We start from the raw sequence: 26,275 nt of genomic DNA, 5'->3' as shown, positions 1-26,275 counted from the left end.
AGAATACAGAAGGAATGGATCCGATGAGCGCAATCAAAAAAATACAGTTAAAAACAAAAGAGTTTTCAACCATCCAATTAATCGTAATTTTTTATTTTTCTGCTTTGGTTATCTCTACACTGTTATTAAAAATCCCGATGGCCCACCGTGAGAATGTTTCGCTAAGCTTTATCGAAGCCATGTTCACCTCAGCTAGCGCCATAAGCGTTACTGGGTTAAGTGTGATTTCCATTAAAGATACATTTAACAACTTTGGAATCTTTCTCTTATGCTTAATTCTCCAATTGGGTGGATTAGGGGTCATGTCGTTAAGTACATTTCTTTGGATAATGCTTGGAAAAAAAGTAGGCTTAAAAGAAAGACAATTGATAATGATTGATCAAAATCAATCGAATTTGTCTGGATTAGTCCAATTGGCAAAACGAATATTAATTATTTTTATCTCGTTTGAATTTGTGGGTGGAATCATTTTAGGAATTCGCTTTTTGAACTATTATGAAGGTACATTATCTGCATTTAAACATGGATTTTTTGCATCAATCAGTGCCACGACCAATGCGGGATTTGATCTGACAGATGAGTCACTCAGTCCATTTAGCGGAGACTATTTTGTTCAAACCATTATTATTTTGTTAATGATTGTGGGGGCGATTGGTTTTCCAGTGATGGTGGAGGTTTATGAATTTTTATTAAACCTAAATAGCCGGAAGAAATTTCATTTCACCTTATTTACTAAGTTAACTACATTAACGTTTGTCCTTCTCACCGTTCTCGGTGCCTTATTCATTTATATTTTTGATAGTCAACACTTTTTTACCAATAAGAGTTGGCATGAATCCTTTTTCTATTCGTTATTTAATTCGGTTACAACAAAAAGTGCTGGTTTAGCAACAATGGATATCAATGACTTTACACCAAGCAACCAACTGTTCCTATCCATTTTAATGTTCATCGGCGGGTCTCCTAGCAGTGCAAGTGGCGGTATTCGGACAACAACATTTGCCATCATTTTATTATCCATCTTTTTTTATGCTCAAGGAAAAAGCTCGATCAAAATCTTTAGACGCGAATTGCAAAGTGAGGATGTTCTGAAATCATTTATAGTGATCACGACTGGTGCGTTATTATGTTTGTTTTCTATTTTAGTATTATCGATTACCGAAAAAGGCACTGTTCTTGAAGTAATCTTCGAGGTTTCATCTGCTTTCGGGACAAATGGATTGTCATTGGGGTTAACACCACGACTTTCTACGTTTGGACAAATTCTTATCATTATTCTTATGTTTATTGGGAGAGTTGGCATTGTCACCTGTTTACTCATTTTACGAGGTAAAGGCAGTAAGGAAAAGATTAAATATCCAAAGGAAAAAGTACCGATTGGGTAATAGTTAGAGGAATGGAGGGGCTGATTCCCCTCCTATATTTTATTAAAATGCTCTCTTAAACTAGTCTGTTGATTTCCGCTCCAATCAACATTGTGGCATATCTATAATGAGCTTTTTACATAGCTTACAAAAAAATAACCCACAAAAATATGTGGGTTAGACTAGAACGGTTTCTTGTTTTTGTTCAGTTGTTTTTTGAATAATGTCTCGCGCAATCCAGACACCGCATGCACTTGCTTGTGCAAGCCCACGTGTAATCCCTGCTCCATCGCCGCCAACATAAAGTCCGCTGATTTCCGTCTCGAATCGGTCATTTAAGCGTGGGCGCGCCGAATAGAACTTCGCCTCCACACCGTAGAACAAGGTATGTTCTGAAGCAAGACCCGGGGACACTTTGTTTAAGGCTTCAGTCATTTCTATTAAACTTTTTAACGTATTATATGGAAGAACCAATCCAAGATCACCTGGAACCGCTTCTTTTAATGTTGGCTCAAGGAATCCTTCTTTAATCCTTTTTGCTGTCGATCTTCTGCCTTTTAAAATATCTCCATATTTTTGAACAATGAGACCGCCGTTCGATAAGCTATTGGCAAGGCGGGAAATTTCATGTGCATACTCATTCGGTTTATCAAACGGATCGGAAAAGGTATGCGAAACAAGTAAGGCAAAATTCGTATTCGGACTGCCAAGCTTTGGATCCTTATAAGCATGACCATTGGCAAGCATGATGCCTGAATGATTCTCAACGACCACATGACCTGATGGATTGCTGCAAAAAGTTCGGACCGTAGTCCCAACGGAAGTATTGAAAATAAATTTACCTTCGTACAAATGTTCATTGATTTCCTGCATGACAATGTTCGAGGTCTCCACGCGAACCCCAATATCTACTTGATTACTAATCATCCGTAATCTGCGGGATTTTAAGATATCAGAAAGCCATTTTGAACCGTCACGACCCGGCGTAATGACAACCTTATCGGCATAAACATGTTGGTCACCTTTAAGATTGATCCCTTTTACTAAAAGACCATCCGATGTTTTTTCTGTGATTAAATCCAAAACTTCCGTTTTAAATGACATTTCAACCTTTGTTTTTAAATATTCGAAAATACTTTTTAAGATTTCAAGATTTTGTTCTGTCCCAAGGTGGCGTACCTGAGCACGCAGCAACTTTAGTCCAGCCGCATAGCCGCGTCGTTCAATATCTCTGACCTGATCTGTTAATGGATCTGTAATGCTATCGGTCGCACCATGCTTTAAATTGATTTCATCGACATAGCGAATTAACTCCACTACCTGTGAATCTGAAAGATAGTCGGTCATCCAACCGCCAAATTCACTTGTGATATTAAATTTCCCGTCGGAGTAAGCACCCGCCCCACCAAAACCATTTGTGATCGAACAGGCCGGCAGACACCCAGCAAATTCTTTTTTCCCTGTAGCAGGTGGACATTTTTCAATTTTCTTTTGTAATATTGGGCAATTTCTCCGGTAAATATCATGTCCTTTATCCACTAAGAGAACCTTTGCGTTTGGCATTTTTAGTGTCAGTTCATAGCAGGCAAATATCCCTGCAGGGCCAGCACCCACTACTATCACATCATATCTCGTATCCATTGTCCAATTACCTCCAAAGTCGTTTTACTCAACATTGGTAAATATATCAGACTATTTTTGTTTCGTCAACACTAAATACGAACTATGAATTAAAATTATATGTAATCGTTCGGATTTTATCCCTATATCAGAAAATTTTCTTTTAAAAGAAAATGGCCAACTCGTTTAGAGTCAGCCTTTATTTCGTCAAATTAACAGCCCCAGCTCGCCCCGATAATGATCAATAGAATAAACAGAACGACAATTAACGCAAACCCACCGCCGATTCCGCAACATCCTGCAGGATATGCAGGGTATGCAGGGTATGCAGGGTAACCACAACCACCATGTCCGTAATACATGCACAATCACTCCTCACAAAATTGTTTCTTAACAATGATACATTATGTAGTAGGTACTTGACCTGTATGTGCATTCGCCTATATTATGAAATACAATGATAAAAATTGTAGGTGAATCGATGAAATCCATTGTAAAAAATTTTATTAACGGTATTTTAACCATTGTCCCTATCATCCTTGTGATCTATGTCATTTACAAAACCTTTCTATTTTTAGATGGTTTATTGGGTAATACGCTGAAGCCCTATTTACAGGAGGATTACATACCTGGGATTGGCTTATTGTCGACCCTGATATTAATTACTGTTTTAGGCTGGCTTTCAACGAAATATATTTCGGGGAAAATCATCAGATTGATTGATATTCTTCTCGATAAGATTCCTGTTGTAAAAACGATCTATTCCGTTATTAAGGACACCGTTCAATCCTTTCTTGGCGAGAAAAAATCCTTTTCCAAGGTGGCCCTAGTTGTGGTTCCAGGAACAGAGATGCGAAGCCTCGGTTTTATTACTTCAGATCAATTGGAGGATTTCTATTCTCCCTTAAAAGACCATGTGGCCGTTTATATTCCGCAAACATTCCAGGTTGCAGGGTTTACTTTTTTAATTCCAAAGGAACAAGTAGAAATTATTGACGTCAAACCAGAGGAAGCGATGAAATTTATCCTTTCAGGCGGGATGACTTCAACCACAAAACAAAAGACGAAATAAAAAAAGCCGCAATCGCGGCTTTTTATTTTGCTTCAAATAGCTTCGTGAATTCTCCGTAACCTTCCTCTTCTAGTTTATCACTCGGAATAAACCGTAATGCGGCAGAGTTAATGCAATAACGCAAGCCTGTCGGGGCTGGACCGTCATTAAATACATGTCCTAAATGAGAATCGGCCGATTTGCTTCTTACTTCGGTCCGAATCATAAAGTGACTATGATCCGCTTTCTCGATCACTTCTTCATCTTGAATCGGTTTGGTGAAACTCGGCCAACCGCAGCCGGCATCGAATTTATCCAACGAACTAAACAGCGGCTTTCCTGAGACAAGGTCTACATAGATCCCCTCACTCGTTTCATTCCAATATTCATTTCGAAACGGTGGTTCTGTGCCATTATTTTGCGTGACTTCATATTGAATCGGTGTTAATGTCTTTTTCAATTGTTCTAGATCCTTGTTTTTCACTTTTTCTCCCCCCAATGACTTTGAATAAAGCCAGCACGTCCTGAGCCTACATGATAAGACTCGTAATGAGCCTGATTTTTCTTATAGTAATGCTGATGATAGTCTTCAGCTGGATAAAAAGTCTTGGCAGGTAAGATTGGTGTAACAATTGGTTTGTTAAACCGTCCGCTTTCCTGGAGTGCTTGCCTTGACTGTTCAGCTAGCATTTTTTGTGTCTCATCATGGTAGAAAATCGCCGTTTGATACGATTGCCCGCGATCATAAAATTGCCCGCCTGGATCGGTTGGGTCAATTTGCTGCCAAAATAAATCCAATAATTTTTCATAGGGAAAAACATCAGGTTCATACGTAATTTGGACGGCTTCATAATGGCCGGTTGTATCTGAACATACTTGTTGGTACGTCGGGTTTTCTACTGTTCCCCCTGTGTAGCCGGAAATTACACTTTTAATACCTGGCTGTTCATCAAACGGTTTCACCATACACCAGAAACAGCCTCCGGCAAACGTTGCCACTACATTTTGCTTTTCCAAAGTCCCACCCCTTTAACATTCTTTCACTTGAATATGAGTATACAGAAAGTTTAAGTAAAAATAAAATCTAAAGACCATAAAAAAAGCTGACCAAGTATGGTTGATATTCCAAACTTGGTCAACTTTCATAGTGTTAATAGCTTTTTCGCTGTTTCATTTGTTTATTGATATTTTTCCACTGTTTTTTGACTTCTGCTTGGGCACGTTTATCAGCTTTTCTTTCGATAAAGGCTAGTTCCTTTTGCAGTTTATTGTAACTTGCTAACCGCTCAGCTGCCAACAATCCTTCCTCAATCGCCCTCACTACTGCACAGCCAGGTTCATTCTTATGCTGACAATCTCGATAGCGGCAAGAGGATGCTAATTCTTCAATTTCTGAAAAGGTCTCCGTTAAACCATCTGTACTTTCCCATAGGTGCAGTTCCCTCATTCCAGGTGTATCAATCAAGACACTGCCATTGGGAAGGAGGATCAGTTCACGGTGCGTCGTAGTATGTCGCCCCTTATCATCTGCCATTCGAATATCCTGAACTACCTGTTTTTCCTCACCTAAGAGACGATTGGTCAAAGTCGATTTACCAACCCCTGAGGATCCAAGCAAGGCAATCGTTTTTCCAGACTGCAAGAATGGTGCTAATTTCTCAAATCCACTCATCGTCGCAGCACTTATCGCAATGACAGGTACGCCTCCCATCGTGATCGATTCAACCTCAGCTAATTTACTCTCGAGGTTCTGACAAAGGTCTGCCTTACTTAAAACAATAACAGGATTGGCCCCACTTTCCCAAGCAAGCAGCAGATAGCGTTCCATCCTTCGTAAATTCAAATCCTCGTTCAGTGAATTGACGAGAAACACCGTATCGACATTAGTGGCAACAATTTGTTCCTCCGCGGTAAGCCCTGCAGATTTTCGTGAAAACTTACTTTTTCGAGGCAGAATGGCCAAAATGGTCCCTTTTCCTTCATCAAATCTCGGCTTTAGGGCAACCCAATCACCGACCGCAGGAAAGTCCTCTCGATTGAGGGCATTAAAACTAAATCTGCCTGAAACCTCACATAATAATTCTCCTTGCTCCGTCCACACCCGGTACATTCGTTTATGTTCGAGGGCTACACGACCAAGAATCATTTCTTCATTTGTATTTAAAGTTTGAAAATTACTTTCTATCGTTTTCGTTAATCCCATAGTTACTAAATTCATGTTTATTCCTCCAGCGATTAATTATTTTTACATAATAAAAAACCATAGGCACACACAGCCCATGGTTTTATTCGCCTATTGGAATAAACGTACAATGGAACCCTAATAAGTAAAACTTTGGGCTGTGCAAACAACAATATTCAAATTACGGATTGCTCTCATCGTTTCAATTAACATTGCACGTCACCCACTTTCAAACATATTTGTTATAAGTATATGTGTAATATATCCATTTGTAAATAAAAAATGTAAAAATTCCAAATTTGTGCTTACGAAGTTAGACACCTACCTATTTAAGCTTGAATAAATTATGGTGTAATCCATTAGATAGGAGTTGATAATATGTCCGAGAAAAGAACACATTCCGATTATCTGCAAAAAGCGGCTATGTATGATTTGTTAGCTCAATTTTATAAATTCTCCTTTCCCAACTTACACATGCACTATTACCTTAAACATATAAAATACATGAATAAAGCATTGACCTCCCTGAGAACAAATCCCCAACCGTTACAAGGAGAAGCATATGTCCGCGTCCTTCACACCTCCCCTGATTCCCCAAATGTAGATTTTTATATTAATGGGAAACGAGTGATACGGGACTTACCATTTAAAAACCTAAGTAGTTATCTACCATTAAAACCTGGAAAACATCATATTGATATTTACCCAGCGGGAAATATGGTCGACAGTGTTTTAAATAAAAAGATAACCGTTGAACCTGGAAAATCGTACACACTTGCAGCGATTGACTCTGTAAAGAAAATGCGACTGCTAGTTTTTCAGAATAAACCAAAGGTACCGGTCAATGAATCAAAGGTTCGCTTTATCCACTTATCACCAGATACCCCGCCACTAGATATCGCAGTTAAAGACAGAGATGTAGTTTTCCCAAAGGTTTCCTATAAGCAGTCCACTGAATATCTAGGATTAACACCCATGACCGTTGATTTGGAGGCAAGGGAAGCTGACACGAAGAATGTACTATTGCCAATGCCCAGGATTCAATTTTTACCAAATGAAACCTATACGATCGTCTTTGTTGATCATTCAAATCATGGTTTCCAATATATCAAAATTAAGGATTAAAAAAATAGGTGCCTCCGAAATAACGAGGCACCTAATTCACTGGGACTAATATCGTAAAGGCAATGTCATCCTTTTTCAAATCAAATTTGTCCGCCTTAAGTTTAATATCACTTTTTAATTTTAATTGCTGCATGTTGACATAGATCAGTTTATCCTTAGGTCTTATCTCGACCCCTTTAGGAAGCTTATAATTTTCGCTAATAAAATTGAGAACGTATGATATAGGAAGGTGTAAACTCCCAATCGTCATTGATCTCTGTTTTAAAACTAAATCACCATTTTCTAAAGCACTTGGCCTAAATGTTAACTTCATATTTAGTTCCTCACTAAAGAACGGCAAGGTGCCATACAGTTCAACCTCATCCTCTAAAAGGACCCGATAATCGATCGAAGAATCTGCAGCCTCTTCTTTTAGATAATGATTAATCAGCATATTTAAATCATTCTTGTTTGATTTAACATGAAAGGAAACATGTTCTTGGGTTGGCACCTTGGATTTACTTGTTTGAGGGCCTTCCGATGGAAACATAACTAGGGACAACATAATAATAGCGAACAAAAGGTTGATTCCCAGCAAGATCAGGAATCCTATTTTCCATTTGTTTTTCATCTAATTCTCCTCTGTATTGACCATATACGGTGTCTTATCCAATTCAGGTAATACTTGTTCTTCTAAGGTTTGGTTTAACCTTTGTGCAATCAATTCATAGCCTTTGTCATTTGGATGAAAATTATCAGTATATAAAAGATTCTCATTTGCATTTAAAAACATATCTTCAATTTCAACAAAATAGGCATGAGGGTAATTTGCAGTGACCGCATGGCCAGCCTTATTCCAATCCGCTACAATTTCATCCAATTCTTTAATCTCTGAAAACCATTTAGAAAATGGATTGTATAACCCCACTAATACAACCTGAGCATGGGGATTTTCCTGGTGAATCAGATCAAAAATTTGCGTTAAATGCTTTTGGTACGATTCTTTTTCAGCGGTAAACGTTGATAGTTGGAGGTTTTCAATATTGTCCTTAACTACCTTCATAATATCATTTCCACCGATCGTTAATATGACCAAATCTGCCTCTTGAAGTGCACCTTTCATTTCTGCTGTTTTCAGTCTTTTTAATAATTGAGTAGTCCTATTACCTTTAACTCCATAATTATAGAAATCAACTTCTTTGATTCCCTTTTCTTTTTCAAGCATAGTTTCTAAATATGGCAAGTAGCCGCCACTTTTATTACTATCTCCTACCCCTTGAGTTAGTGAATCGCCAGCTGATAATACAGTTAATTTTCGAGGTACAAAGTCAGCGGGAACCTGTGAAAAGGCTTGTGCAGCCGTTTTCTTTTCAGGATGTAACGACCATTGATCAATTTGATTACACGAACATAGGAATACCACGGGGAGAACTAGAAAGGTGAAAAGCTTTTTCATCTTTATTTCACCTGCCTTCTAAATTATTTCTATTATAGCACGGCATGAATCATTCAAAACAATTTGTACTACATCCTATTCCTGCCAAAAAAAATAGACCCGTCCAAAGGTCTATTGCAAGGCTTTCATATCATGAATAATTTCATCAAAGGGAACATCTTTGTACCCATCGTAGGATTTTCTAATATGACCTTCTTGGTCTACTAAATAAAGGGACGTCCCATGAATTACTTGGTTACCCTCTTGCGGCTTTTTAACTAGAGCTTTGTAATTTTTCAGAGCGAAGTTTTCGATATATTCCTGAGAGTAGCCAGTTAGAAAGGTCCAATTTTTAAAATCGACTTGGAATTGTTCCGCATAACGAGTCAGGACTTCCGGTTTATCGACGGTTGGGTCGACACTGAAAGAAACGAATTCAACATTTTTCAACCCTTCATCCTTGACCATTTTTTGTAATTTCGTCAAATTGGATGTCATCGGCGGACATACATCTACACAGCTGGTAAAAATAAAGTCTGAAATCCATACCTTCCCCTTTAAATCCTTTAATCCAAAGGACTTATTTTCTTGATTTGTCGCTGTAAACTCCTTAACAGGCCAATCAACGGCATTTTCTATTTTTTTCTGTCCACATGCCGTCATCATAAGAATGGATAAAACTAAGATAAATAATAAAAACCGAGCTTTCATTCAATCACCTGCAACCTTTTTTCTTTTCATTCCGTGAATAGTTTAACAAAGATTTAAAAAAGAAGAAAGGAAATGGCTTGTTAATCGATTACTCCGGTTCGTTCTATCGTATTTTTAACATGCACATCAAAGGTAGCTTTCTTATATTGCCTGTCCCACTCCTCCTTCGTAATGGTTCTACCTCTTAAATGCGCTTCGTATTCATTCCCAAATCCGATTGGATCAATTCCTAAATCCTGAAAATGAAGAAGTAACTCTTCTAGTTTCTTTTGCATCCTCTGATCGAATTTTTTTTGAAGTAATTTTATGGCAGCAGGTTTACCCAAGTCTAAGGCTTGGGTCATCTCTTGTACCCTTGAATCTAAAATAACATTCACTCTAAAGCGAAGGTTTTTTTTATCGACCAATTTAATTTTCGTCTTGCTCCGAATATTATCAACGGTGACATATATTTTACTGAATATTGGTTTCTTCGTATAATTTTCATTTTTTAAGATGATTTTTTTTAATTGCTCTGGCTTAAATCCCAATTCTTTTGTTCCCGCATTATATTTATCAACTAGTACTTTTAAATAAAAAAGATCTCCTTGCTTTAATTCATCTACTAACCGGTCATCTTTAAATAGACCAACCCCAGAAATTATCACATCTTTCCCTTTAACCTTTAGAATCGGGAGCACAGGATCCTTGCCAATATCATAATAATTATGGTTAAACTCATGCAGGGTCGGGGAGATAATTTGTTCCCCTTCGACATTTTGTTTAATTAAATTGTACATATATGTGCCAAGGTTTAATTGTCCTTTATTATCATTTTCAATTTGCATAATTTCTGAAGCAGTGCGGTCAGCAATGGTTAAATAGACCATATTCCCAATGGCAGCATCACGATTCAATGTGTCGACCAACTGGATAATTCCTTTTTCGGCTAACTCGCGACTGTAAACAACCGAACGAAGCTGTCCTGAAACAAGCTTTTGGTTGGATTGAAGATTTTCTTCTTGTCTTAATCCTTTACTTGTTTTTGCCAAGGAAGTGATGACTTTCGTTGACGCTTTTGTCATGGGATCAAATTTTTGAACGATTGCCGTTCCTTTTATTTGATTTTTCCCTTCCATATCAAATCCTGATACTGTAATTAGTCCTAATTTTTCGAGAGGCTTTTGCTGAACACATCCAGCACTGAGAACCATCGTCATCGAACAAACTGTCAAAAGAATTAGTTTGCTATTATGAGGCTTGCGCACTTGATTTCTTCCTCCTTAAGAACCATTTTTTCACTATTACCAGCACTGAAAGGAGTATAGGATAACAAAAGGCAGTATAAAAGCCCAGATGTCCAACAAAATCAGTTAATTCATTCATTTGATACCTTGCTTTAATTAAAAACGATCCGCCCCAAACAAGAATGCCAAGGATCCAAATCCCCTTTTTTTGTTTCCAATTAATAATCCGATTAAACCCCTTAGATGCAGCCCATAAATAACTACACATGTTTGGTAAGATGACTAACATCCAAAATGAAACGGCAATAAACTCAAACCGTTCTAAGTTTGGTAACCTAACAATTTTAAACATTGATAATACAGGCCAAATGGTCCGAGCTAGCCCATTTTCAGCAAAGAATGTAATACACACCATTGTAATGGCAGTGAAAAGAAAAGTTGTATAGAAATTTCCTATTTGCGAGTAGAGAAAAACCTTTTTTTTATCTTTCACATATGGATATAAGAACATCAAAAGTTCAAATCCCATAAGCGACAGGGATGTTTTAAAAACACCCTTAAAAAAAATATCCTTCAAATCTGTATTAAAAAGTGGAAGCAGGTTTTTTGGATCTGAATATCGCATTGGTACGAACAGGATAAAAATCATCCAAATAGTCCCTAGGACTGAAATAAAAGCCACTCCGACGATAATTCGAATGCCTCCATTAACCGCATAGATGGTTAAGAGAATAAGCGCAAGAGAGATTTGCCAAGTGGGTAAGTCTGGGAAAATCCATACTTGAACAATTTCAATATAATTCATTAGAATGACAAAAAAACTAATGGTCATATAGAGCATATAAAAAATGTTCAACATATTTCCAAACCATTTTCCAAACACATCTACCTGAATTCCATATAAGTCTGCACTATCATATTTTTTAAGCATGATAACCATCATGGCTAAGACAACAGCAGATAACATTCCTCCGAAAAAGACGGAGATCCATGCATCATGTTTTGCTGCTAGGAAGACAATCCTTGGTAATCCGACTATTCCTACGCCTGTTTGGGTAGCATGTATAAAAAACATGACCAGGAAGGCATTAACCATTAATCCTTCTTTTGGATGCAAATCCACTTTCATCCTGACCGCTCCTATTCATCTACATCCTTTTTTTCAACACCTTTATGTTTTGGAAAACGTTCTTTGTCTACTGGACGGTTTGTTACTGGCCTGTGGGATAAATATTGAGACGGAAATTTAAGAATACTGTATCCTAGGTCCTTCCACCTAAAGGGATAGACAGGCATAAGGTATGGCCTCCCAATGGTGGTTAATCTTAGGAGGTGAATTGCAATAAAACAAAAGGATAACATAATGCCAATTCCCCCCCAAATACCAGCTAAAATAATAATTGGAAAGCGAATCATCCGAATGGCAGTACCCATTAAATAGCTTGGTGAGGTAAAGGAACCAAGGGCACTTAATGCGATAATGATAATTAAGATATTACTTGTAAATCCCGCTTGAACAGCTGCCTGTCCAATAACAATACCGCCGACGATACCCATTGTTTGACCTACTTTTGTTGGCAGTCGTGCGCCTGCCTCTCTTAATAGTTCGATCACAAATTCTAAGAGAAGGGCTTCAAGAACTGGAGGAAACGGAACATTTGCCCTGGATTGACCTAGTGAAATGAGTAAAGCTGATGGAATGACCTCATAATGGTAGGTCAAAACAGAGACATAGGCCGGAGTCAATAAGACCGATAAAAAAATGGAAATAATTCGCAGCATCCGTAAGAAAAAGCCCATATTCCAACGCATATATACATCTTCAGTTGATTCAAAGAAACTAAGAAAAGGTGTTGGGCCATATATAGCAGAAGGAGACCGGTCCATCATTACGGCTACCCTTCCCCTCATCAAGGAAAGAGTAACCCTGTCTGGCAATTCGGTTGACATAATTTGCGGGAAAATGGTCCACGAATTATCCTCGATTAACTGCCCCAAAACCGTTGTGTCCGGTATGTAATCGTATTCTAAATCAGTGATTCTTTGCCGAAAAGTATTCACATTATCTTTATCCGCGATATCCTTGACATAGACAAGTTTTCCGGGTGTTTTTACCCTTTTTCCGATTGTGATATCTTCCATACACAGGTTGGGATCTTTCAAATTACTCCTGATAATATTTAAATTACCGATTAGTGATTCTGTAAAAGAGATCTTTGGGCCATATACTAGCGACTCGGTTTCGGCCTTTTCTAGCGATCTTTCAACGGTTGAACCGACATTGGCAAGGATTCCATATGGTTCACCATCGATATAAATGTACGCTTTTCCTTCTATTAAAGATGAAATTATTTCTTTTAATTGATTGGCCACAGAAACTTCGCCAATCGGCAAGATCTGAGCAAGACTTTCGGTTGTCCATTCGTTTTGTGTATTTTGTTGAACTGGTAACAGGACAAATTCATCAAAGCTTGTTTTATCAATCAGGCTGCTTAAAAAGCAAAATACAATCTTCTTGCCATTCTTTTTTATAGTTCGAAAATTCAGGTCGGTACAATCGCCTATCTCTGCTTGCAATTCTGATTTTAGATCATCCACATTTAAACTATGCGGCTTCTTATCTTCTGACTGTTTTTTTTCTGATTTCCGCTTAAACATCGGCAACACCTTAATCGTTCAATTTTTTTTATCTTTACCAAAAAATCTAATTTTAACCAAAAGAAAATGAATGGGTATCAGGCACCAGAAATGTTTCTTTTATGAGAGATTTGTGATATTATGAATGAACATTCATTCATAATATAATTTGTATGCTTAACTAATAGGCTCTGTTACACTTGCCTGTTGATTTCCGCTCCAGGCGCTTCGCTTTCCGCGGGCGGTCCGGGGAGCCTCCTCGTCGCTACGCTCCTGCGGGGTCTCCCCTGCCCCGTCCTCCCGCAGGAGTCTTCGCGCCTTCCTCTCCAATCAACAGGGTGCCAAAATCAACAATAAGTTTTAACATAGCCTACTAATAAAAACGCTTTGAGGTGATAATGATGAATCGAATTGGTCCGATTATGATTTTGGAAGGTCCTAACTATAGTAAAGTTCCCTTTTCCCGCAGTCTATTCATTGATTGTTCGGAAAAAGTGTTAATCGATAGCGGGGCGGACGCTCACTTACTGTTAGAGGTGGACCGGGAATATGGGATAGAGTTAATCATTAATACTCATTACCATCCCGATCATACTCTTCACAACCATTTGTTTACCGATGCAACAAAATTAATCAACCCGATCGAATTTGAAACATCACTTAAGATCGAAGGTGTTGCACAGGCCAATGGTGTCTATCAAGAATGGGGAGACGATGGTGTTGAAAAGTGGAAAAAGTCGCTTCCGCAGGAATTGGTGAAAAATCTAGGGGAAATTTCAGGCACGTTTGAGTATGAAATCAACTATACCTTTGGTGATGTGAACGTCCTATTTTTACATACTCCTGGACATACCAGCGGCCTTTCTTGCCCCTATTTTCCTGATTTAGGTGTGGTCTATGTTGGGGATTATGACATGACATCCTTTGGCCCTTGGTATAATGGGACAGATGGAAACATCGATGATTTCATTACTTCAGGCAAACGTCTGCTTAGCCTTGATGCGGATACTTATATTACAGGGCATCAGAAAGGGATATTTACTAAGCAAGAATTTAAACAGGCAATGGATCAATTCCTTGCCATTATTGAGAAGCGCGATGAAACCATTGATCAATACGTCCGCCAAGGGCTAACATTTGAGGAACTGACAAAGATCGGCATCTTTTATCCGAAAAAAAGTTTGGAAAAAAACCTCCTCTTAACATGGGAAAGAAGTGGTATTCGTAAGCATCTTCACAGGCTCGGGCTTTCAATACCTGAATCAAAAACAGAGCTTGTAATGAGTAAATAAAAAGGATGGTGTCAGGCACCATCCTTTTTTGCTATTCAAAATAATACATTAAGGCTATTGTACCAGGACCTGTGTGTGTGCTGATCGTTGGACCCGTAAAGTCAATGGAAATATCCTGGTAGCCTGTTAATTCAGTAATCGCTTCTTTTACTTTAGATGATAATTCGTAGGCATCAGCATGAACCAAGCCAGCTCCAAGAATCGTTTTCCCTTTTACATCTTCCGCAAATTGCTTGGCCATGAATTTGACCACCTGTGAATGACTGCGGACCTTGGTAACTGGTGTGTATTCAGCCCCTTCAAGAGAGGCTATTGGCTTGATATTTAATAACGAGCCAATAAACGCCTTCCCTTTACCGATTCGGCCGCCCTTGACCAAGTTATCAAGTGTATCTACCATTATATATAACTTGGTATGTTCACGGACCTTGTCAAGACGAGTAAGGATTTCCTCGATACTCTTACCCTGCTTCGCCATTGCTGCTGCTTCTTTCACCTGGAACTGGAGCGCTAACGAAATAAACATGGAGTCAACCACAGTCACTTTCGTTTTCGTCATCTGGGCAGCACTCTCAGCAGAGCGAACAGTACCACTCATTTTGCCTGTCATATGGATCGATAATACCTCATATCCTTCTTCCCCGAGCCGGTCATACACTTCAAGAAAGGTTCCAGCTGGAGGTTGAGAACTTTTCGGCAATTCAGCCGCATTTTTCATCACGTCAAGATATTCAACTACATCTATGTCCACTCGATCTAAGTATGATTCTCCATTTATTGTTACAGATAAAGGTACAACAACGATCCCCAGTTGTTCCGCCATTTCTAATGGCATGTCCAATGTGGAATCGGTTACGATTTTAATTTTACTCAAAACAGTCACTTCCCTAGCTATACTGTTTTGTATTATACATCTAACAGGTTTGGAAAGGAATAACATCGATTACTTTTCATGTTTTTTCTAAAATAAAAGAGCACCGCTAAGGTAATCTCCAGCGGTGCTCTGAATGCATTAAGCGTTATTCTTTAATTCTCCTAATTTAAACAAGTGTTCATATTCTGGCCACTTCATGACCTTTTTCAAATAATCTTTAAAGGAGTAGCATTTCTTCAAGCTTTCTTCCTTGTAGAGCGACGCAACAAGCGTCTGTAAACGGACTTGGATCATAAATTTATAAGTGCTATCTTCCTCCAATACAGGAATGTCTACAACTTTAACCTTCTGTCCAACATCATTTTTGAACTCTAGGCTTTTGAATAACAAAATATCAATCCTCTTTTTCACCCGTTTGTCTATATTATACACCTTTAACATCTCGAAATGTGTCTATATATGCCCAGGATTAAAAATATTTATGAACATTTTTTGGAAAATTATTATTTGGGGGACAAAAAACAGGCCACTGATGAATGACTTGTTTAGTTAGTCAAAAGATGGGAATGTGTATGGTTTAATTTGTGGGTTATCTTGAGCAAATTGTTTTTTTTTATGTATAATTGGGGTCTTTTAGATCTGCATTTTTCAGCATCTTGGAGGTTTACAAAAGTAAGATCGTTGTTGCATGTTGGACATAACCATTTTCCAGAATCACAGCTGCTGAAGGATGGCTGGTGGCATTTGGGGCAGAGTTTTTTTAACATATTGTCAGCTCCATCACTAATTTCTCGTGTTCTTTTTATATGTATTTCTTAATCATTTTAGATATGAATTAAGCCTTGATAAAATATACCTATCAAGGCTAGTTTAACCATGTTTTGCAATTTTTCTACGCCATGCTAGAACGAACTGTAAGATAGTACCAGTTAAGATTAATAATGCTCCTGCTACAAGAATATTAAACATATCAGTTCCAGTGTTAGGTAGTTTAGGTCCGTCTACTGGCAATACTCCACCTAATGTACCTTCTACATAAAACTTAAATTCTACTTCAGTTGTCAGTCTTTGATATTCATTTCCTAAATGTTCAGGGAAGTCGACTCTTAAAGTTAGTCTCTCTTCAGCACCACTTTTTAGTGATCTTGTATCAAGCTTTGAAAACCCGCCAAGTTTACCTTTATAAAGTTCAGTATCCCCACGAGTAACAGTTAAAAATAACTCATTATACAATTGGGTTGATCCTGATTTTTTATTGCTCGAGAATAAATAATCAAAGTCTTGTTTTCCACTATTTTTAATTTTCAAATCTCTAATTGCCCAATCCCCTGGCTTCATGTTTGTTATATCAAACAAAACCTTTTCTGGAGTTGTGACTATATCAATCTCTTGAACTTCTGCAGAAACTGGATTACTTAAAATTATAATAAGTAGAAAAGCGATTAATGAGCATGTAATTAACCTCAATCGATTCATAAAATAATTATCCTCCTATGGAGAGATTGGTAGCTGACTTGTTCTATCAGTTACCTATTCCTATGCAGACTTTTCTTCTCCTCCCTTACCTTTTATCTCCATCTGAGAAATCGTTCTCCAGATAGTGAATACAGAGTAACCTAACAGCAATAAACCAGGTAATACTAATAACAATAAGTTACCATTCTTTGATTGAGTAAAATTCATAAAGTAACCCAAGTATGGAATAGTAAAGCCTTTGTACTCAGCTACCACATTTTGTGAAAGAACTGGATCTAAATCTTCTGACTTGTTGTTATCTCCCTTTGTTCTATACATGATCTGATCCCCTGATTTTATTGCTTCAACTATTCTATGCGTAACTAAATCTTTTTCATCTTTTTTAAAAGTAATTACATCACCTTTTTTAAACTTATTTGTTTCACCGGCAATTTTAACTGCGATAATAGATCCCGTTTTAATGCCTGGTTCCATTGATCCTGAAAGGACTGTTTTAAGTTGATACCCAAATACTTGTGGCTCTCCTCCTGCTGCTTTTGAGGAAATTACAATGAATAGCATAAATATTAGTAGGACTGTTAATAGTGTTGTAGTAATATTACTAACCCATTTCTTAATTGTTTTGGCTTTCATTATCTTTCTGTTCCTCCTTTGTTACCGTTGAAGTATTATTATTTTCACTCACGGTATTATTTTGATTGCTACTATTTGGATCTGAATTCACTGTTCCAGATTCTGGTTCAGTTTTAGACTCTTCTTTAGCTTTTTCTTCTTTTGGTTCTTCTACTTTAGGTTTATCATCTTTTTCAGAGGATTCGGATGATTCGACTGATTCTTTTTCAGTTGTACCTTTTTCACCCTCTACCTTATCTTCTTTTTCAGGTGAATTAGACGCTTTACATTTTACCTTTATTTTTTCACTCCATATTACTTTTTCTTCTTTTTGCCCAGAATTTTCAGATGTTTTAAACATATAAAAGCCTTCGCTAGTAACTTTTTGTGTTAAAACAAGCTCTTGCCCTTCTAGTAGTTTAGAAATTTTACCCTCTGCTACCTTACTACCGTTTACACTTGGTTGCCCATTTTCAACATAATAAACTTCATAAGTACCATCCCTAAACATATCTGTTTTTCCAACATTCTTAATTACTGTAGATATTTCAAATTCATTTGCCGGACAAATAAACTCATTTAAGTTATCATTGCCCTTTTTTATGAACTTCAATTTACTCTCATCCCAGTATCCAGCTTGAATTTCAGTAGATTCTATATCATTAGAAGTGAAATATGCACCAGTACTAGAAGTTAAATAACCAATTGTTATAAACGCTATGTACCAGATTGCTACAATTTGTATTGCGAGTATTAACTTTTGATTTTTCTTTCTAAATTTAGCTAACCTGGGGTATCTAATTTTAATCATGCCTCCCACCACTCAAGGAATTCAAAAGTTTTTTAAAAGCACTATGATTTAATACTCTTCTCCTAACATAAATATATTTATATTAGGAGAAGAGTATTAAAAGAATTTATAAGAAAGGTGAGAATTCCTCACCTTCCCATTTATCAAATTATCTAAATTCTCCTGCTTCTTGGTGTGCATTAAATGTCCACTTAAGATTTAAAGAGTCACCTTGGAATTGGTTTTGATCAGCATTATTGTCTACAAATTGAAATGCCACATACATTTGGTCGCTAGATCCTGCTGGTAATCCGCTACCTTCGCCATTCAATCCTAACCAGTATGACCAGAAACTTTGTACATTTTTAACAGCATCTGGAGTCTGATGTTGTAGGTCATATAATGTTGTTTGAGAAATTACATCATTATAGTCACCAATTATCCAACCATTACCAGTTTTATCGGCGTTTTCAAGGAAAAGAACCTTGATATGTTTACCGAAATCATCGGTGTTGTTGCCTTTCGCATCAGCAACAGTATATTGAGTTAAAAGATCAATTGTAGAAATATCCAAGCTACCACCATTGATTAATTTGAATGGACGAACGATTGTATCTCCTGGTTTTATATTGCTAACATCAACGATAGTTGAAGGATCAACAGATAAATCCAAAGTACCTGCTGTAAACGTGTTGTTTGTCACTTCCTTATCATTAAAGTAGGCATATGTACCTCCACCGATTAATGAAAGACCTAATGCAGCTGATGCAACTCCCAAACCTAATTTCTTTTTAATACTCATTTACTTTTCCTCCTCTTAAACCCTTTTTTTTTTATAAGTTCGTTCCAATCACCATTTCGTTCTTATTATCGAACTTATAAGTTGAGTATATGCCAAAATAACGAACTTGAAAAACCTTAAAAATAGCCAAATTTTCTTAATAACGAACATTTTATAAGGAATATCTCCTATTTTCTCTAGTTTTCTCACTATTTTGTATTTTATAAAAAACTTTTTGTTCTTTATAATGTATGTTGTAAGTAGTATTTTTGGTTATTTATATTAGGAGATGAAGGTGATATGATCGGACAAAAGATAAAACGGTTGAGACAGGCAAAGGGGTATTCGATTACGGAATTGGGCAGGTTGGCTGATGTATCAAAGTCCTATTTAAGCCAGCTGGAAAGAGGCTTACAGACTAATCCATCTCTTCAGTTTTTGGTCAAAGTCGCTGGACCATTAGATACTAGCGTTCAATATCTGCTAGAGGAATCTAAACAAAAGAAATTTGAGGAAAGCGAACTAGATGAAGAATGGAAGATTTTGATTCGGCAGGCAATTGAGGACGGTTTAAAAAAAGAAGACTTTCACGAGTATCTTAACTACATACGATTCCAGTCATGGATGAAAGAACAGAACAAAGACTAAATAAGTTGCCCCCATTCTTTATAGAATGAGGGCTTATTTATTGTCATAATCACGGGAATTATCTCCAATATTTTACAGTTTATAAATTGAGAACAACCAAAAAAGACCTTAAGGGAATGATATCCTAAAGGCCTTTTAAATGCTATTCTATGCATCGATCGTCTCTTCTTTTTCCTCTTCTTGCTGCTTCTTCAACCGTTTGCGATAAACAAATTTCGATAAATTTATACTGATTTCGTAAAGAAGTAATAGTGGTACAGTTACAACAAAATCGGACATAAAGTCTGGTGGTGTGATAACAACCGCGATAATAATCAATACAAAATAAGCGTATTTTCGAATTTTCGAGAGAACAAACGGATTGATGATCCCAAGTGATGTTAAAAACATAACAACAACAGGAAGTTCAAACAATACCCCGAATGGCAGGGTCATATTCATAATAAAGCTAAAATACCTTTCGGCTGTGAAGTTTGTGACAAACATATCTTTTCCCATGTTCACTAAAAACTCCAGCACCATAGGGAAAATAACAAAATATCCAAAAGCTAGTCCTATGATAAATAAGAAAAATAATGCTGGAACATATGAAAGGGTGATTCTTCTTTCAACTGGTCTCAATGCTGGTCTAACAAATAGCCAAATTTGCAATGCGAGAACTGGAATCGTGCCTGCAACAGCCACAACGGTTGCCAGCATGAAATAAATCCACATAATATCACTAGGTCCAAGAACCATTAGCTTGGTATTACCAACAAACCATCTATAGATATCGTCCACATAGATAAAACCTACAATAAAAAAAACTATGAATGCAAGTGCAGTAATAATAATTCGTTTGCGTAGTTCCTCTAAATGATCCACTAAATTTAATTCTTTATCATCCATTTACTTCCCCTGCCAATTTCAATAGGTTTAAGATGAGCACGTGTAGGTTGCTCTTTGACATCAACATTCCCATTTTACTCTAACAGAAATGTGCAATCACGTTGTTAAGTTGAACAAGTTTTCACGTGTTCTAATAGGTTAAACCCGAAGAAGAAAAGGTGTAAGAAAAAATCTCACACCTTATTTAGTCAGGTTTTTCTTGTCTTCATCAATGTCTTTCATAACATCATCTGTAAGTTCACGTGTCGACTTTTTAAACTCCTTCAAGGTTTGTCCGAATGCACGACCGATTTCTGGAAGTTTCTTAGGTCCAAATATAATTAACGCAAGTGTTAAAATCAAAATCAATCCAGGTACTCCGATATTTGAAAACATGGATGTACATCCCCTTTAATTGTAATATTATTGCTACTATGATTATATTACTTAAAATTTATTTTAGGTAATTTATCATCAAAAATTCATAGTAATTTCACAATACCTATTAAAAATAACAGCATTGTGATATTTAGTATTTCTTATCACATTATAAATTACTACTGACAATTTAACAATTACCACTAATGAAGTCAATGATAATTTATGTTTAATGAATTTATAAAACATTTTGATAACTATTTATTTTTTTGAATATAATTTGAGCATGAAGGACATATATTTTTTGAAAATGATAAATCAAATCGTTACGTTAGGATGTGAGGAGGATGGAATTTTCACTTTGCAGTTATGATGGAGCTCTTCCGGTGGAGATAACAATTGATGATGATAACGGAAGATATACCATTCGCAAGAGCGATCGAAGTGGTGAATATTTTAATAGCCCGCTTGAATTAATTGCCTGGATTAAAACACATTTTAACGAGGATGAATTTTGCCATCCACAGGAATTCAGGGGAATGCTGGCTAAATTAGCAGAATACGAAGTAAATGGAACATATTTTTAATCGTAAACATAGTGAAGCACCAGCTAATAGCTGATGCTTATTTTTATGCGTGAATTGGTCTGTATACATGTGTGCCTATTTATACTTTAGACTTTTTTTCGTATAGTCTAAACTCATAGTCATAGGGATTTTTATCATCCCTAATTCCTTTTTCATTAGACACTAATTCCCATTCGCTAGGATCAAATTCAGGAAAGAATGTATCTCCTGCAAATTCATGATGGATAAGTGTTATGTAGAGACGATCTACAAATGGAAATGTCTCTTTGAATATTTCTGCTCCGCCAATCACAAAGATCTCATCATTTTTCCTTTGGCTATACTTAACAAAATCCTCAACCGTGTAAAACATCGTACAATCTTCACTCCGATAATCAGCCTGGCGGGTAATGACGATATTCTCTCTGCCAGGAAGAACGCGTCCAATGGATTTATGCGTTTTTCTTCCCATCGCAATCGGGTGTCCCATCGTAATCCTCTTAAAAAATTTTAAATCCTCTGGTAAATGCCACGGCAATTGATTATCTTTTCCAATCACCCTATTTTCATCCATTGCGACAATAAAGGAAATCATACACTGACCACTCCTTTTATGTGGGGATGTGGGTCATATCCTACAAGAGTAAAGTCTTCATACTCAAACGAGTAGATATCTTTGACATGCGGATTAATTTTGAGGGTTGGCAATGCACGAGGCTCTCTACCCAATTGTAATCTTACTTGTTCGAGATGATTTTGATAAATATGAACATCCCCAAATGTATGGATAAACTCACCTGGCTCGAGGTCGCAAACCTGAGCGATCATCATGGTTAAAAGCGCATAAGAAGCGATGTTAAACGGGACGCCGAGAAAGACATCGGCAGAGCGTTGGTAGAGCTGACAGGACAACTTCCCGTCTGCCACATAAAATTGGAACATACAGTGGCACGGCGGCAGTGCCATGTTGTCAATTTCTGCTACGTTCCATGCATTTACTAGCAGCCTTCTAGAATTGGGATTCGTTTTGATTTGATGAATAAGATCGGTAATTTGATCAACGGTTTTACCATCTGCACCCGTCCATGAACGCCATTGATGACCATAGACAGGACCCAGCTCACCGTTTTCATCGGACCATTCATTCCAGATACGGACGCCATTCTCTTGCAAATACCGAACATTCGTGTCGCCTTTTAAAAACCAGAGCAATTCATAAACAATGGATTTTAAATGCAACTTTTTCGTGGTCATCATCGGAAATCCTTCCGCTAAATTAAATCTCATTTGATACCCGAAGGTGCTAATGGTTCCCGTACCTGTTCGGTCGCCCTTCACGTTTCCATTTTCAAGGACATGCTGACATAATTCTAAATATTGCTTCACCTCGGACAACTCCCTTTTCTGCACATATTTAATCTATTTTAACAATCAAGGGCAAATTAGTGAAGTGAGAGCTGTTTTAAAAATTCAAATGTTTTCGGTGCTTTCGTCCGTAATAGTTCTTTCGTATCATTATTTAAATAATACATAGCGAAGGTCTCTGCAAAATATTCTTCCGGATATAGAAAATAACTGTTTCCCGGAAACAATTGTTCATGTTCCTTTTCCCAAATGCCGGTAACGTCATTGGAACTACTGATCTCTTCAAACACATAACGATCAATTGAATGTGCCAGTTCATGTAATTCTAAATTTACAGAGCTATGCCCTTGCCCTTTTTCACTAGCACCAATTTTAACCAATACCAGTTTAGAACCGCCAATCCCTGGGACATTATCCCAGGTTACATTATTTGTGTATCCTCTCGGGATCTTCCCTGCCAATTGACTTGCTGTGGGATTATCTGTAAGTTTCCCCGTAAAAAGTTTCACCCTGATTCCGTGGTTTTTGATTTTTTCTAAAATCGAATAGGGTATCGAATCAATTCTGTTTATAATGTCCGCAGCTTCTTTCTGATCAAATGCCTGTTTAGGTAAAACAATGATTTGATTTAGCAGTGGTAACGAATGATCCACTTTAAGGGATTGGTAGAGTACAGAATTCCTAGAATAATCTCTTAGCAAAATATCATCAGAAGATGCTTGTGACGTAGTGATCGATGAAAGAAACAAAACAGCTATGAAAAATGCCGCGACTGATTTACGCATCGAATCTTCCCCTAATAATTCAATATATTAATAGAATTATAACATGGGAACGAGTATGCTTGATTGGAATTTAAAAGGGAAAAGTGGGGAATAAAGGGAAAAAGCTACCAACAGGCAGCTTTCATCGTAATTTTATACTTCTAAACCATAGTTTCGACAAAGGGCTGCTAACCCACCTGCAAAACCACTGCCGATTGCATTAAATTTCCAATCACCATTATGGCGGTAGAGTTCACAGATAACAACCGCTGTTTCTACTGAAAAGTCTTCTCCAAGATCAAAACGTAAGACCTCATTATTTGTTTCTTCGTTAACCAAGCGAACAAAGGCGTTGGAAACTTGGCCGAAATTCTGAAACCTTGCATCCGCATCATGAATCGTCACTGTAATAGCGATTCGATGGACATGAGATGGAACTTTACTAAAGTCAATTTTGATTTGCTCATCGTCGCCGTCACCTTCACCAGTTCGATTATCCCCTGTATGTTCGACTGAACTTGAAGGGTGAACGAGATTATTGTAAAAAATAAAGTCCGAATCGTTTATGACTCTGCCATTAGCGTCAGCTAAAAAAGCAGATGCATCTAAGTCAAAGTCATTTCCGCCATGATAACGATTCGTATCCCAGCCGAGGCCAACAATTACTTTTGTTAACCCAGGATTTGTTTTGGTTAAATCAATCCTTTGCCCCTTTGCTAAGTTAATACCCAAACTGATCACCTCTATTTGAACTTTATTCTATTCTTAACTAAAGGAACGAACAACTTCACTCAGGCTCGCAGCATTGGTACCGCTGCCGATTGCGGCAAACTTCCATTCATTTCCATGTCGATAAATTTCTCCGGTCACCAGACATGTTAGCCCACTGTAATTGTCTGTAAGGTTATAGTGGAGTAACTCTTGATTATTTCCAGGATTTACGACCCTGATAAAAGCATTTTTAATCATCCCAAAATGCTGCTTTCTCTTGACGCAGTCATAAATATTTACAACGAAAACAAGTTTCTGGATATTGGACGGAACTCTGCTTAAATCAATCATTACCTGCTCGTCATCGCCGTCTCCATCGCCCGTTAAATTATCTCCTGAGTGCTGTACACTGCCATCATTGCTTCGTAGGTTTCCAAAATAAATGACATCCTTATTGTTTTGAAGTTTGTCGTTTGCACCAAGCATAATAACAGAGGCATCACAGTCAACATTAGCAGCACTGGCGCCGCCGAATAAACCGCCAAATAAGCCGCCGCCGCCGCCGCTTTGGACTGGATCCCATCCTAACCCTACCATGATTTTAGTTAATCCTGGATTACTCTTTGTTAAATCTACTCGTTGACCTTTTTGTAAATTAATAGCCAATTCAATCACTCCCATATGAAATTTAATATAAATCAAAACAATATTTGTTTAAGATTGTTTTAACTTTTTAAAGTTATCCTGCAACTGTTCTAAACGTTTTGTGCCTTCTACCCGCATCCGTTTATTTTCCTCTTCAATGGCCTTTGTTTCCTGCATACCTTTAATGATAATATTCCATGATTCTTCGATCGTCTCGATTTTAATACTTGGACCGCCGGCAAGCCTAGCAATATCCGTGCTTTGCTGTGAAATGTTTTGTGCATTTTTAAGGAGCATTTCGTTTGTCCTGCGGTCTAGTTCACTCATCGAATCAGCAACCAACTTTTGTCTTTTCGCTGCCATCGCTTGGATCAAACCGTTTTTAAAAATCGGAATGGTCGTCACAAAGGCGGAATTAATTTTTCCAATCAGTTTCGTATTTCCTCTTTGCAAAAGACGAATTTGCGGAGCAGTCTGTAGGGAGACCATTTTCGCCATTTCTAGATCATAGATGCGCTGTTCCAATAATTCGATGACATTTTTCAGCGAATCTAATTGCATAGAGGCCATTTGGTCACCAGCAGCAGTCCGGGCTTCAAGCTGTGGAAGTTGATTATTTTTTAAATCCTCCACTTTTAGTTCACCCGCAACAATATATTTTTCAAGCGTTAGATAGTATTGATAGTTTTGCTCATACATTTGTTCGAGCATATTGGTTGAATCAACCATTTCATGCTGATATTTTGATATTTCTATGTATACCTTATCAATTTCGGAGCCCATCGTTTGATACTTGCCAAACAACTTTTCAACCATCTTTTCACCCTTTTTAAAGAGCTTTCCGAAAAGTCCGCCTGAAGTTTTCTGGAAGTCCTTGGCATCAAATTTATCCATAATGCGGCCCAGTTGTTTAAGCAATTCACCTGAATCCTCTACTTTTGTTGTCCTCATATTATTTAAGATCTGGTCAGAAAAACGGGAAATTTGAACGGCAGGTTCCTTTCCAAACTCTAAAACTTGAATTTGGTCACGTTCATCAATTGTTCGGGCCAAATTTTGAATTTCTGGTTCCTTCCGTAGCGCAAGTTTAATGTCAGAGACTTTAGTTTCTGTCAGGATGTCATCTGCACCTGCTGGCGTTAAGCCGCTTGATGGATTTGGCATAAGAGTCACTTA

Annotated in this window: 31 protein-coding genes; 6 read left to right on the top strand and 25 right to left on the bottom strand. The window is 37.4% G+C overall.

The window, feature by feature from the left end; genetic code table 11:
* Positions 1-23: 23 nt before the first annotated feature.
* Positions 24-1,385 carry a TrkH family potassium uptake protein gene (locus KW850_RS22945; protein ID WP_218350080.1) on the top strand — a complete coding sequence of 454 codons (1,362 nt, stop codon included), beginning with the start codon at positions 24-26 and terminating at the stop codon, positions 1,383-1,385.
* A gap of 156 nt (positions 1,386-1,541) precedes the next feature.
* On the opposite strand, the gene KW850_RS22940 is transcribed toward KW850_RS22945, so the two are convergent.
* Both KW850_RS22940 and KW850_RS34325 read right to left on the bottom strand, forming a co-directional pair.
* Positions 1,542-3,005 carry an NAD(P)/FAD-dependent oxidoreductase gene (locus tag KW850_RS22940; protein ID WP_218350079.1) on the bottom strand — a complete coding sequence of 488 codons (1,464 nt, stop codon included), beginning with the start codon at positions 3,003-3,005 and terminating at the stop codon, positions 1,542-1,544.
* Positions 3,006-3,196: 191 nt separating this feature from the next.
* Entirely contained in the window at positions 3,197-3,271 is a 75-nt protein-coding gene (locus tag KW850_RS34325; RefSeq protein WP_142332963.1) for a YjcZ family sporulation protein, read from the bottom strand.
* Between the two features lie 194 nt (positions 3,272-3,465).
* On the opposite strand from KW850_RS34325, the gene KW850_RS22930 reads away from it, so the two are divergent.
* Positions 3,466-4,056, top strand: coding sequence for a DUF502 domain-containing protein (locus tag KW850_RS22930; RefSeq protein WP_218350078.1), 591 nt, complete (start codon positions 3,466-3,468; stop codon positions 4,054-4,056).
* A 22-nt stretch (positions 4,057-4,078) separates the two neighbouring features.
* Here KW850_RS22930 and msrB read toward each other — a convergent pair whose 3' ends face one another.
* The 3 genes from msrB to rsgA all read right to left on the bottom strand — a co-directional run bounded on the left by msrB (position 4,079) and on the right by rsgA (position 6,253).
* Positions 4,079-4,519: a peptide-methionine (R)-S-oxide reductase MsrB gene (gene msrB / locus KW850_RS22925; protein ID WP_218350077.1), complete on the bottom strand. Its 441-nt coding sequence runs from the start codon at positions 4,517-4,519 to the stop codon at positions 4,079-4,081.
* Complete coding sequence (msrA, locus tag KW850_RS22920; RefSeq protein WP_374226382.1) at positions 4,516-5,001, bottom strand: peptide-methionine (S)-S-oxide reductase MsrA; 486 nt, start codon at positions 4,999-5,001, stop codon at positions 4,516-4,518. Before msrA ends, msrB begins: the two co-directional genes overlap by 4 nt.
* 184 nt (positions 5,002-5,185) lie before the next feature.
* Positions 5,186-6,253 (bottom strand): ribosome small subunit-dependent GTPase A, encoded by a 1,068-nt coding sequence (rsgA, locus tag KW850_RS22915; protein WP_218350075.1) that lies wholly within the window; start codon positions 6,251-6,253, stop codon positions 5,186-5,188.
* Between the two features lie 342 nt (positions 6,254-6,595).
* Here rsgA and KW850_RS22910 point away from each other — a divergent pair, with 342 nt between their 5' ends.
* A complete protein-coding gene (locus KW850_RS22910; protein ID WP_218350074.1) occupies positions 6,596-7,342 on the top strand; it encodes a DUF4397 domain-containing protein in 747 nt (248 codons plus the stop codon).
* Positions 7,343-7,373: 31 nt separating this feature from the next.
* Here KW850_RS22910 and KW850_RS22905 read toward each other — a convergent pair whose 3' ends face one another.
* From KW850_RS22905 to KW850_RS22880, 6 genes are all read right to left on the bottom strand, one after another.
* Positions 7,374-7,952 (bottom strand): YpmS family protein, encoded by a 579-nt coding sequence (locus KW850_RS22905; protein WP_218350073.1) that lies wholly within the window; start codon positions 7,950-7,952, stop codon positions 7,374-7,376.
* Entirely contained in the window at positions 7,953-8,777 is an 825-nt protein-coding gene (locus KW850_RS22900; protein ID WP_218350072.1) for an SGNH/GDSL hydrolase family protein, read from the bottom strand.
* Between the two features lie 111 nt (positions 8,778-8,888).
* Positions 8,889-9,467, bottom strand: a complete 579-nt coding sequence (locus KW850_RS22895) for an SCO family protein (RefSeq protein WP_218350071.1) — start codon at positions 9,465-9,467, stop codon at positions 8,889-8,891.
* A gap of 80 nt (positions 9,468-9,547) precedes the next feature.
* Complete coding sequence (locus KW850_RS22890; protein WP_218350070.1) at positions 9,548-10,714, bottom strand: Ger(x)C family spore germination protein; 1,167 nt, start codon at positions 10,712-10,714, stop codon at positions 9,548-9,550.
* On the bottom strand, positions 10,698-11,822 hold the full coding sequence (locus tag KW850_RS22885) for a GerAB/ArcD/ProY family transporter (RefSeq protein ID WP_218350069.1): 1,125 nt from the start codon (positions 11,820-11,822) through the stop codon (positions 10,698-10,700). Before KW850_RS22885 ends, KW850_RS22890 begins: the two co-directional genes overlap by 17 nt.
* Positions 11,823-11,833: 11 nt before the next feature.
* Entirely contained in the window at positions 11,834-13,351 is a 1,518-nt protein-coding gene (locus KW850_RS22880; RefSeq protein ID WP_218350068.1) for a spore germination protein, read from the bottom strand.
* A 380-nt stretch (positions 13,352-13,731) separates the two neighbouring features.
* Between KW850_RS22880 and KW850_RS22875 the strand changes: the two genes are divergently transcribed.
* Positions 13,732-14,622, top strand: coding sequence for an MBL fold metallo-hydrolase (locus KW850_RS22875; RefSeq protein ID WP_218350067.1), 891 nt, complete (start codon positions 13,732-13,734; stop codon positions 14,620-14,622).
* A 31-nt stretch (positions 14,623-14,653) separates the two neighbouring features.
* On the opposite strand, the gene KW850_RS22870 is transcribed toward KW850_RS22875, so the two are convergent.
* The 6 genes from KW850_RS22870 to KW850_RS22845 form a co-directional block, all read right to left on the bottom strand.
* Positions 14,654-15,496: a DegV family protein gene (locus KW850_RS22870; RefSeq protein WP_218350066.1), complete on the bottom strand. Its 843-nt coding sequence runs from the start codon at positions 15,494-15,496 to the stop codon at positions 14,654-14,656.
* 138 nt (positions 15,497-15,634) lie between these two features.
* Positions 15,635-15,886 carry a DUF2535 family protein gene (locus tag KW850_RS22865; RefSeq protein ID WP_218350065.1) on the bottom strand — a complete coding sequence of 84 codons (252 nt, stop codon included), beginning with the start codon at positions 15,884-15,886 and terminating at the stop codon, positions 15,635-15,637.
* 480 nt (positions 15,887-16,366) lie between these two features.
* On the bottom strand, positions 16,367-16,972 hold the full coding sequence (locus tag KW850_RS22860; RefSeq protein ID WP_218350064.1) for an LPXTG cell wall anchor domain-containing protein: 606 nt from the start codon (positions 16,970-16,972) through the stop codon (positions 16,367-16,369).
* A gap of 60 nt (positions 16,973-17,032) precedes the next feature.
* Complete coding sequence (gene sipW, locus KW850_RS22855) at positions 17,033-17,605, bottom strand: signal peptidase I SipW (protein WP_218350063.1); 573 nt, start codon at positions 17,603-17,605, stop codon at positions 17,033-17,035.
* Positions 17,586-18,395, bottom strand: coding sequence for an amyloid fiber anchoring/assembly protein TapA (tapA, locus tag KW850_RS22850; RefSeq protein ID WP_218350062.1), 810 nt, complete (start codon positions 18,393-18,395; stop codon positions 17,586-17,588). The genes sipW and tapA overlap by 20 nt, the downstream gene beginning before the upstream one ends.
* 148 nt (positions 18,396-18,543) lie before the next feature.
* Complete coding sequence (locus KW850_RS22845; RefSeq protein ID WP_218350061.1) at positions 18,544-19,176, bottom strand: CalY family protein; 633 nt, start codon at positions 19,174-19,176, stop codon at positions 18,544-18,546.
* 279 nt (positions 19,177-19,455) lie between these two features.
* Here KW850_RS22845 and KW850_RS22840 point away from each other — a divergent pair, with 279 nt between their 5' ends.
* The gene (locus tag KW850_RS22840; protein WP_218350060.1) at positions 19,456-19,803 is read left to right on the top strand and encodes a helix-turn-helix domain-containing protein; all 348 of its coding nucleotides are present in this window, start codon (positions 19,456-19,458) and stop codon (positions 19,801-19,803) included.
* A gap of 147 nt (positions 19,804-19,950) precedes the next feature.
* Here KW850_RS22840 and tatC read toward each other — a convergent pair whose 3' ends face one another.
* Together tatC and KW850_RS22830 are read right to left on the bottom strand one after the other, a co-directional pair.
* Positions 19,951-20,691: a twin-arginine translocase subunit TatC gene (tatC, locus tag KW850_RS22835; protein WP_218350059.1), complete on the bottom strand. Its 741-nt coding sequence runs from the start codon at positions 20,689-20,691 to the stop codon at positions 19,951-19,953.
* A 180-nt stretch (positions 20,692-20,871) separates the two neighbouring features.
* Positions 20,872-21,066 carry a twin-arginine translocase TatA/TatE family subunit gene (locus tag KW850_RS22830; RefSeq protein WP_218350058.1) on the bottom strand — a complete coding sequence of 65 codons (195 nt, stop codon included), beginning with the start codon at positions 21,064-21,066 and terminating at the stop codon, positions 20,872-20,874.
* A gap of 329 nt (positions 21,067-21,395) precedes the next feature.
* On the opposite strand from KW850_RS22830, the gene KW850_RS22825 reads away from it, so the two are divergent.
* The gene (locus KW850_RS22825; protein ID WP_218350057.1) at positions 21,396-21,635 is read left to right on the top strand and encodes a hypothetical protein; all 240 of its coding nucleotides are present in this window, start codon (positions 21,396-21,398) and stop codon (positions 21,633-21,635) included.
* A 79-nt stretch (positions 21,636-21,714) separates the two neighbouring features.
* Here the strand turns inward: KW850_RS22825 and KW850_RS22820 are convergent, their stop codons facing one another.
* The 6 genes from KW850_RS22820 to KW850_RS22795 form a co-directional block, all read right to left on the bottom strand.
* Entirely contained in the window at positions 21,715-22,209 is a 495-nt protein-coding gene (locus tag KW850_RS22820) for a dihydrofolate reductase (protein ID WP_218350056.1), read from the bottom strand.
* On the bottom strand, positions 22,206-23,000 hold the full coding sequence (locus tag KW850_RS22815) for a thymidylate synthase (protein ID WP_218350055.1): 795 nt from the start codon (positions 22,998-23,000) through the stop codon (positions 22,206-22,208). Before KW850_RS22815 ends, KW850_RS22820 begins: the two co-directional genes overlap by 4 nt.
* Positions 23,001-23,056: 56 nt before the next feature.
* Positions 23,057-23,764 carry an anthrax toxin lethal factor-related metalloendopeptidase gene (locus KW850_RS22810; protein ID WP_218350054.1) on the bottom strand — a complete coding sequence of 236 codons (708 nt, stop codon included), beginning with the start codon at positions 23,762-23,764 and terminating at the stop codon, positions 23,057-23,059.
* A 132-nt stretch (positions 23,765-23,896) separates the two neighbouring features.
* Entirely contained in the window at positions 23,897-24,475 is a 579-nt protein-coding gene (locus tag KW850_RS22805; protein ID WP_218350053.1) for a TerD family protein, read from the bottom strand.
* Between the two features lie 33 nt (positions 24,476-24,508).
* On the bottom strand, positions 24,509-25,120 hold the full coding sequence (locus tag KW850_RS22800) for a TerD family protein (RefSeq protein WP_218350052.1): 612 nt from the start codon (positions 25,118-25,120) through the stop codon (positions 24,509-24,511).
* A gap of 48 nt (positions 25,121-25,168) precedes the next feature.
* Positions 25,169-26,263 carry a toxic anion resistance protein gene (locus KW850_RS22795; protein ID WP_218350097.1) on the bottom strand — a complete coding sequence of 365 codons (1,095 nt, stop codon included), beginning with the start codon at positions 26,261-26,263 and terminating at the stop codon, positions 25,169-25,171.
* Between the last annotated feature and the right edge of the window lie 12 nt (positions 26,264-26,275).

The organism is Bacillus sp. sid0103 (assembly GCF_019219025.1).
The sequence above is the reverse complement of the archived record's forward strand: the minus strand, read 5'-3'. Positions and strand labels throughout refer to the sequence as shown.

Excerpts from the sequence above, each read along its gene's own strand:
- KW850_RS22860 (WP_218350064.1), bottom strand. The coding sequence starts at position 16,972 with ATGAATCGATTGAGGTTAATTACATGCTCATTAATCGCTTTTCTACTT.
- KW850_RS22900 (WP_218350072.1), bottom strand. The coding sequence starts at position 8,777 with ATGAAAAAGCTTTTCACCTTTCTAGTTCTCCCCGTGGTATTCCTATGT.
- KW850_RS22830 (WP_218350058.1), bottom strand. The coding sequence starts at position 21,066 with ATGTTTTCAAATATCGGAGTACCTGGATTGATTTTGATTTTAACACTT.
- KW850_RS22810 (WP_218350054.1), bottom strand. The coding sequence starts at position 23,764 with ATGCGTAAATCAGTCGCGGCATTTTTCATAGCTGTTTTGTTTCTTTCA.
- msrA (WP_374226382.1), bottom strand. The coding sequence starts at position 5,001 with ATGGTGAAACCGTTTGATGAACAGCCAGGTATTAAAAGTGTAATTTCC.
- KW850_RS22940 (WP_218350079.1), bottom strand. The coding sequence starts at position 3,005 with ATGGATACGAGATATGATGTGATAGTAGTGGGTGCTGGCCCTGCAGGG.
- tatC (WP_218350059.1), bottom strand. The coding sequence starts at position 20,691 with ATGGATGATAAAGAATTAAATTTAGTGGATCATTTAGAGGAACTACGC.
- KW850_RS22885 (WP_218350069.1), bottom strand. The coding sequence starts at position 11,822 with ATGAAAGTGGATTTGCATCCAAAAGAAGGATTAATGGTTAATGCCTTC.
- KW850_RS22795 (WP_218350097.1), bottom strand. The coding sequence starts at position 26,263 with ATGCCAAATCCATCAAGCGGCTTAACGCCAGCAGGTGCAGATGACATC.
- KW850_RS22825 (WP_218350057.1), top strand. The coding sequence starts at position 21,396 with ATGGAATTTTCACTTTGCAGTTATGATGGAGCTCTTCCGGTGGAGATA.
- rsgA (WP_218350075.1), bottom strand. The coding sequence starts at position 6,253 with ATGAATTTAGTAACTATGGGATTAACGAAAACGATAGAAAGTAATTTT.
- KW850_RS22905 (WP_218350073.1), bottom strand. The coding sequence starts at position 7,952 with ATGAAAAACAAATGGAAAATAGGATTCCTGATCTTGCTGGGAATCAAC.
- sipW (WP_218350063.1), bottom strand. The coding sequence starts at position 17,605 with ATGAAAGCCAAAACAATTAAGAAATGGGTTAGTAATATTACTACAACA.
- KW850_RS22880 (WP_218350068.1), bottom strand. The coding sequence starts at position 13,351 with ATGTTTAAGCGGAAATCAGAAAAAAAACAGTCAGAAGATAAGAAGCCG.
- KW850_RS22840 (WP_218350060.1), top strand. The coding sequence starts at position 19,456 with ATGATCGGACAAAAGATAAAACGGTTGAGACAGGCAAAGGGGTATTCG.
- KW850_RS22930 (WP_218350078.1), top strand. The coding sequence starts at position 3,466 with ATGAAATCCATTGTAAAAAATTTTATTAACGGTATTTTAACCATTGTC.
- KW850_RS22820 (WP_218350056.1), bottom strand. The coding sequence starts at position 22,209 with ATGATTTCCTTTATTGTCGCAATGGATGAAAATAGGGTGATTGGAAAA.
- KW850_RS22945 (WP_218350080.1), top strand. The coding sequence starts at position 24 with ATGAGCGCAATCAAAAAAATACAGTTAAAAACAAAAGAGTTTTCAACC.
- KW850_RS22910 (WP_218350074.1), top strand. The coding sequence starts at position 6,596 with ATGTCCGAGAAAAGAACACATTCCGATTATCTGCAAAAAGCGGCTATG.
- KW850_RS22845 (WP_218350061.1), bottom strand. The coding sequence starts at position 19,176 with ATGAGTATTAAAAAGAAATTAGGTTTGGGAGTTGCATCAGCTGCATTA.
- KW850_RS22875 (WP_218350067.1), top strand. The coding sequence starts at position 13,732 with ATGAATCGAATTGGTCCGATTATGATTTTGGAAGGTCCTAACTATAGT.
- KW850_RS22895 (WP_218350071.1), bottom strand. The coding sequence starts at position 9,467 with ATGAAAGCTCGGTTTTTATTATTTATCTTAGTTTTATCCATTCTTATG.
- tapA (WP_218350062.1), bottom strand. The coding sequence starts at position 18,395 with ATGATTAAAATTAGATACCCCAGGTTAGCTAAATTTAGAAAGAAAAAT.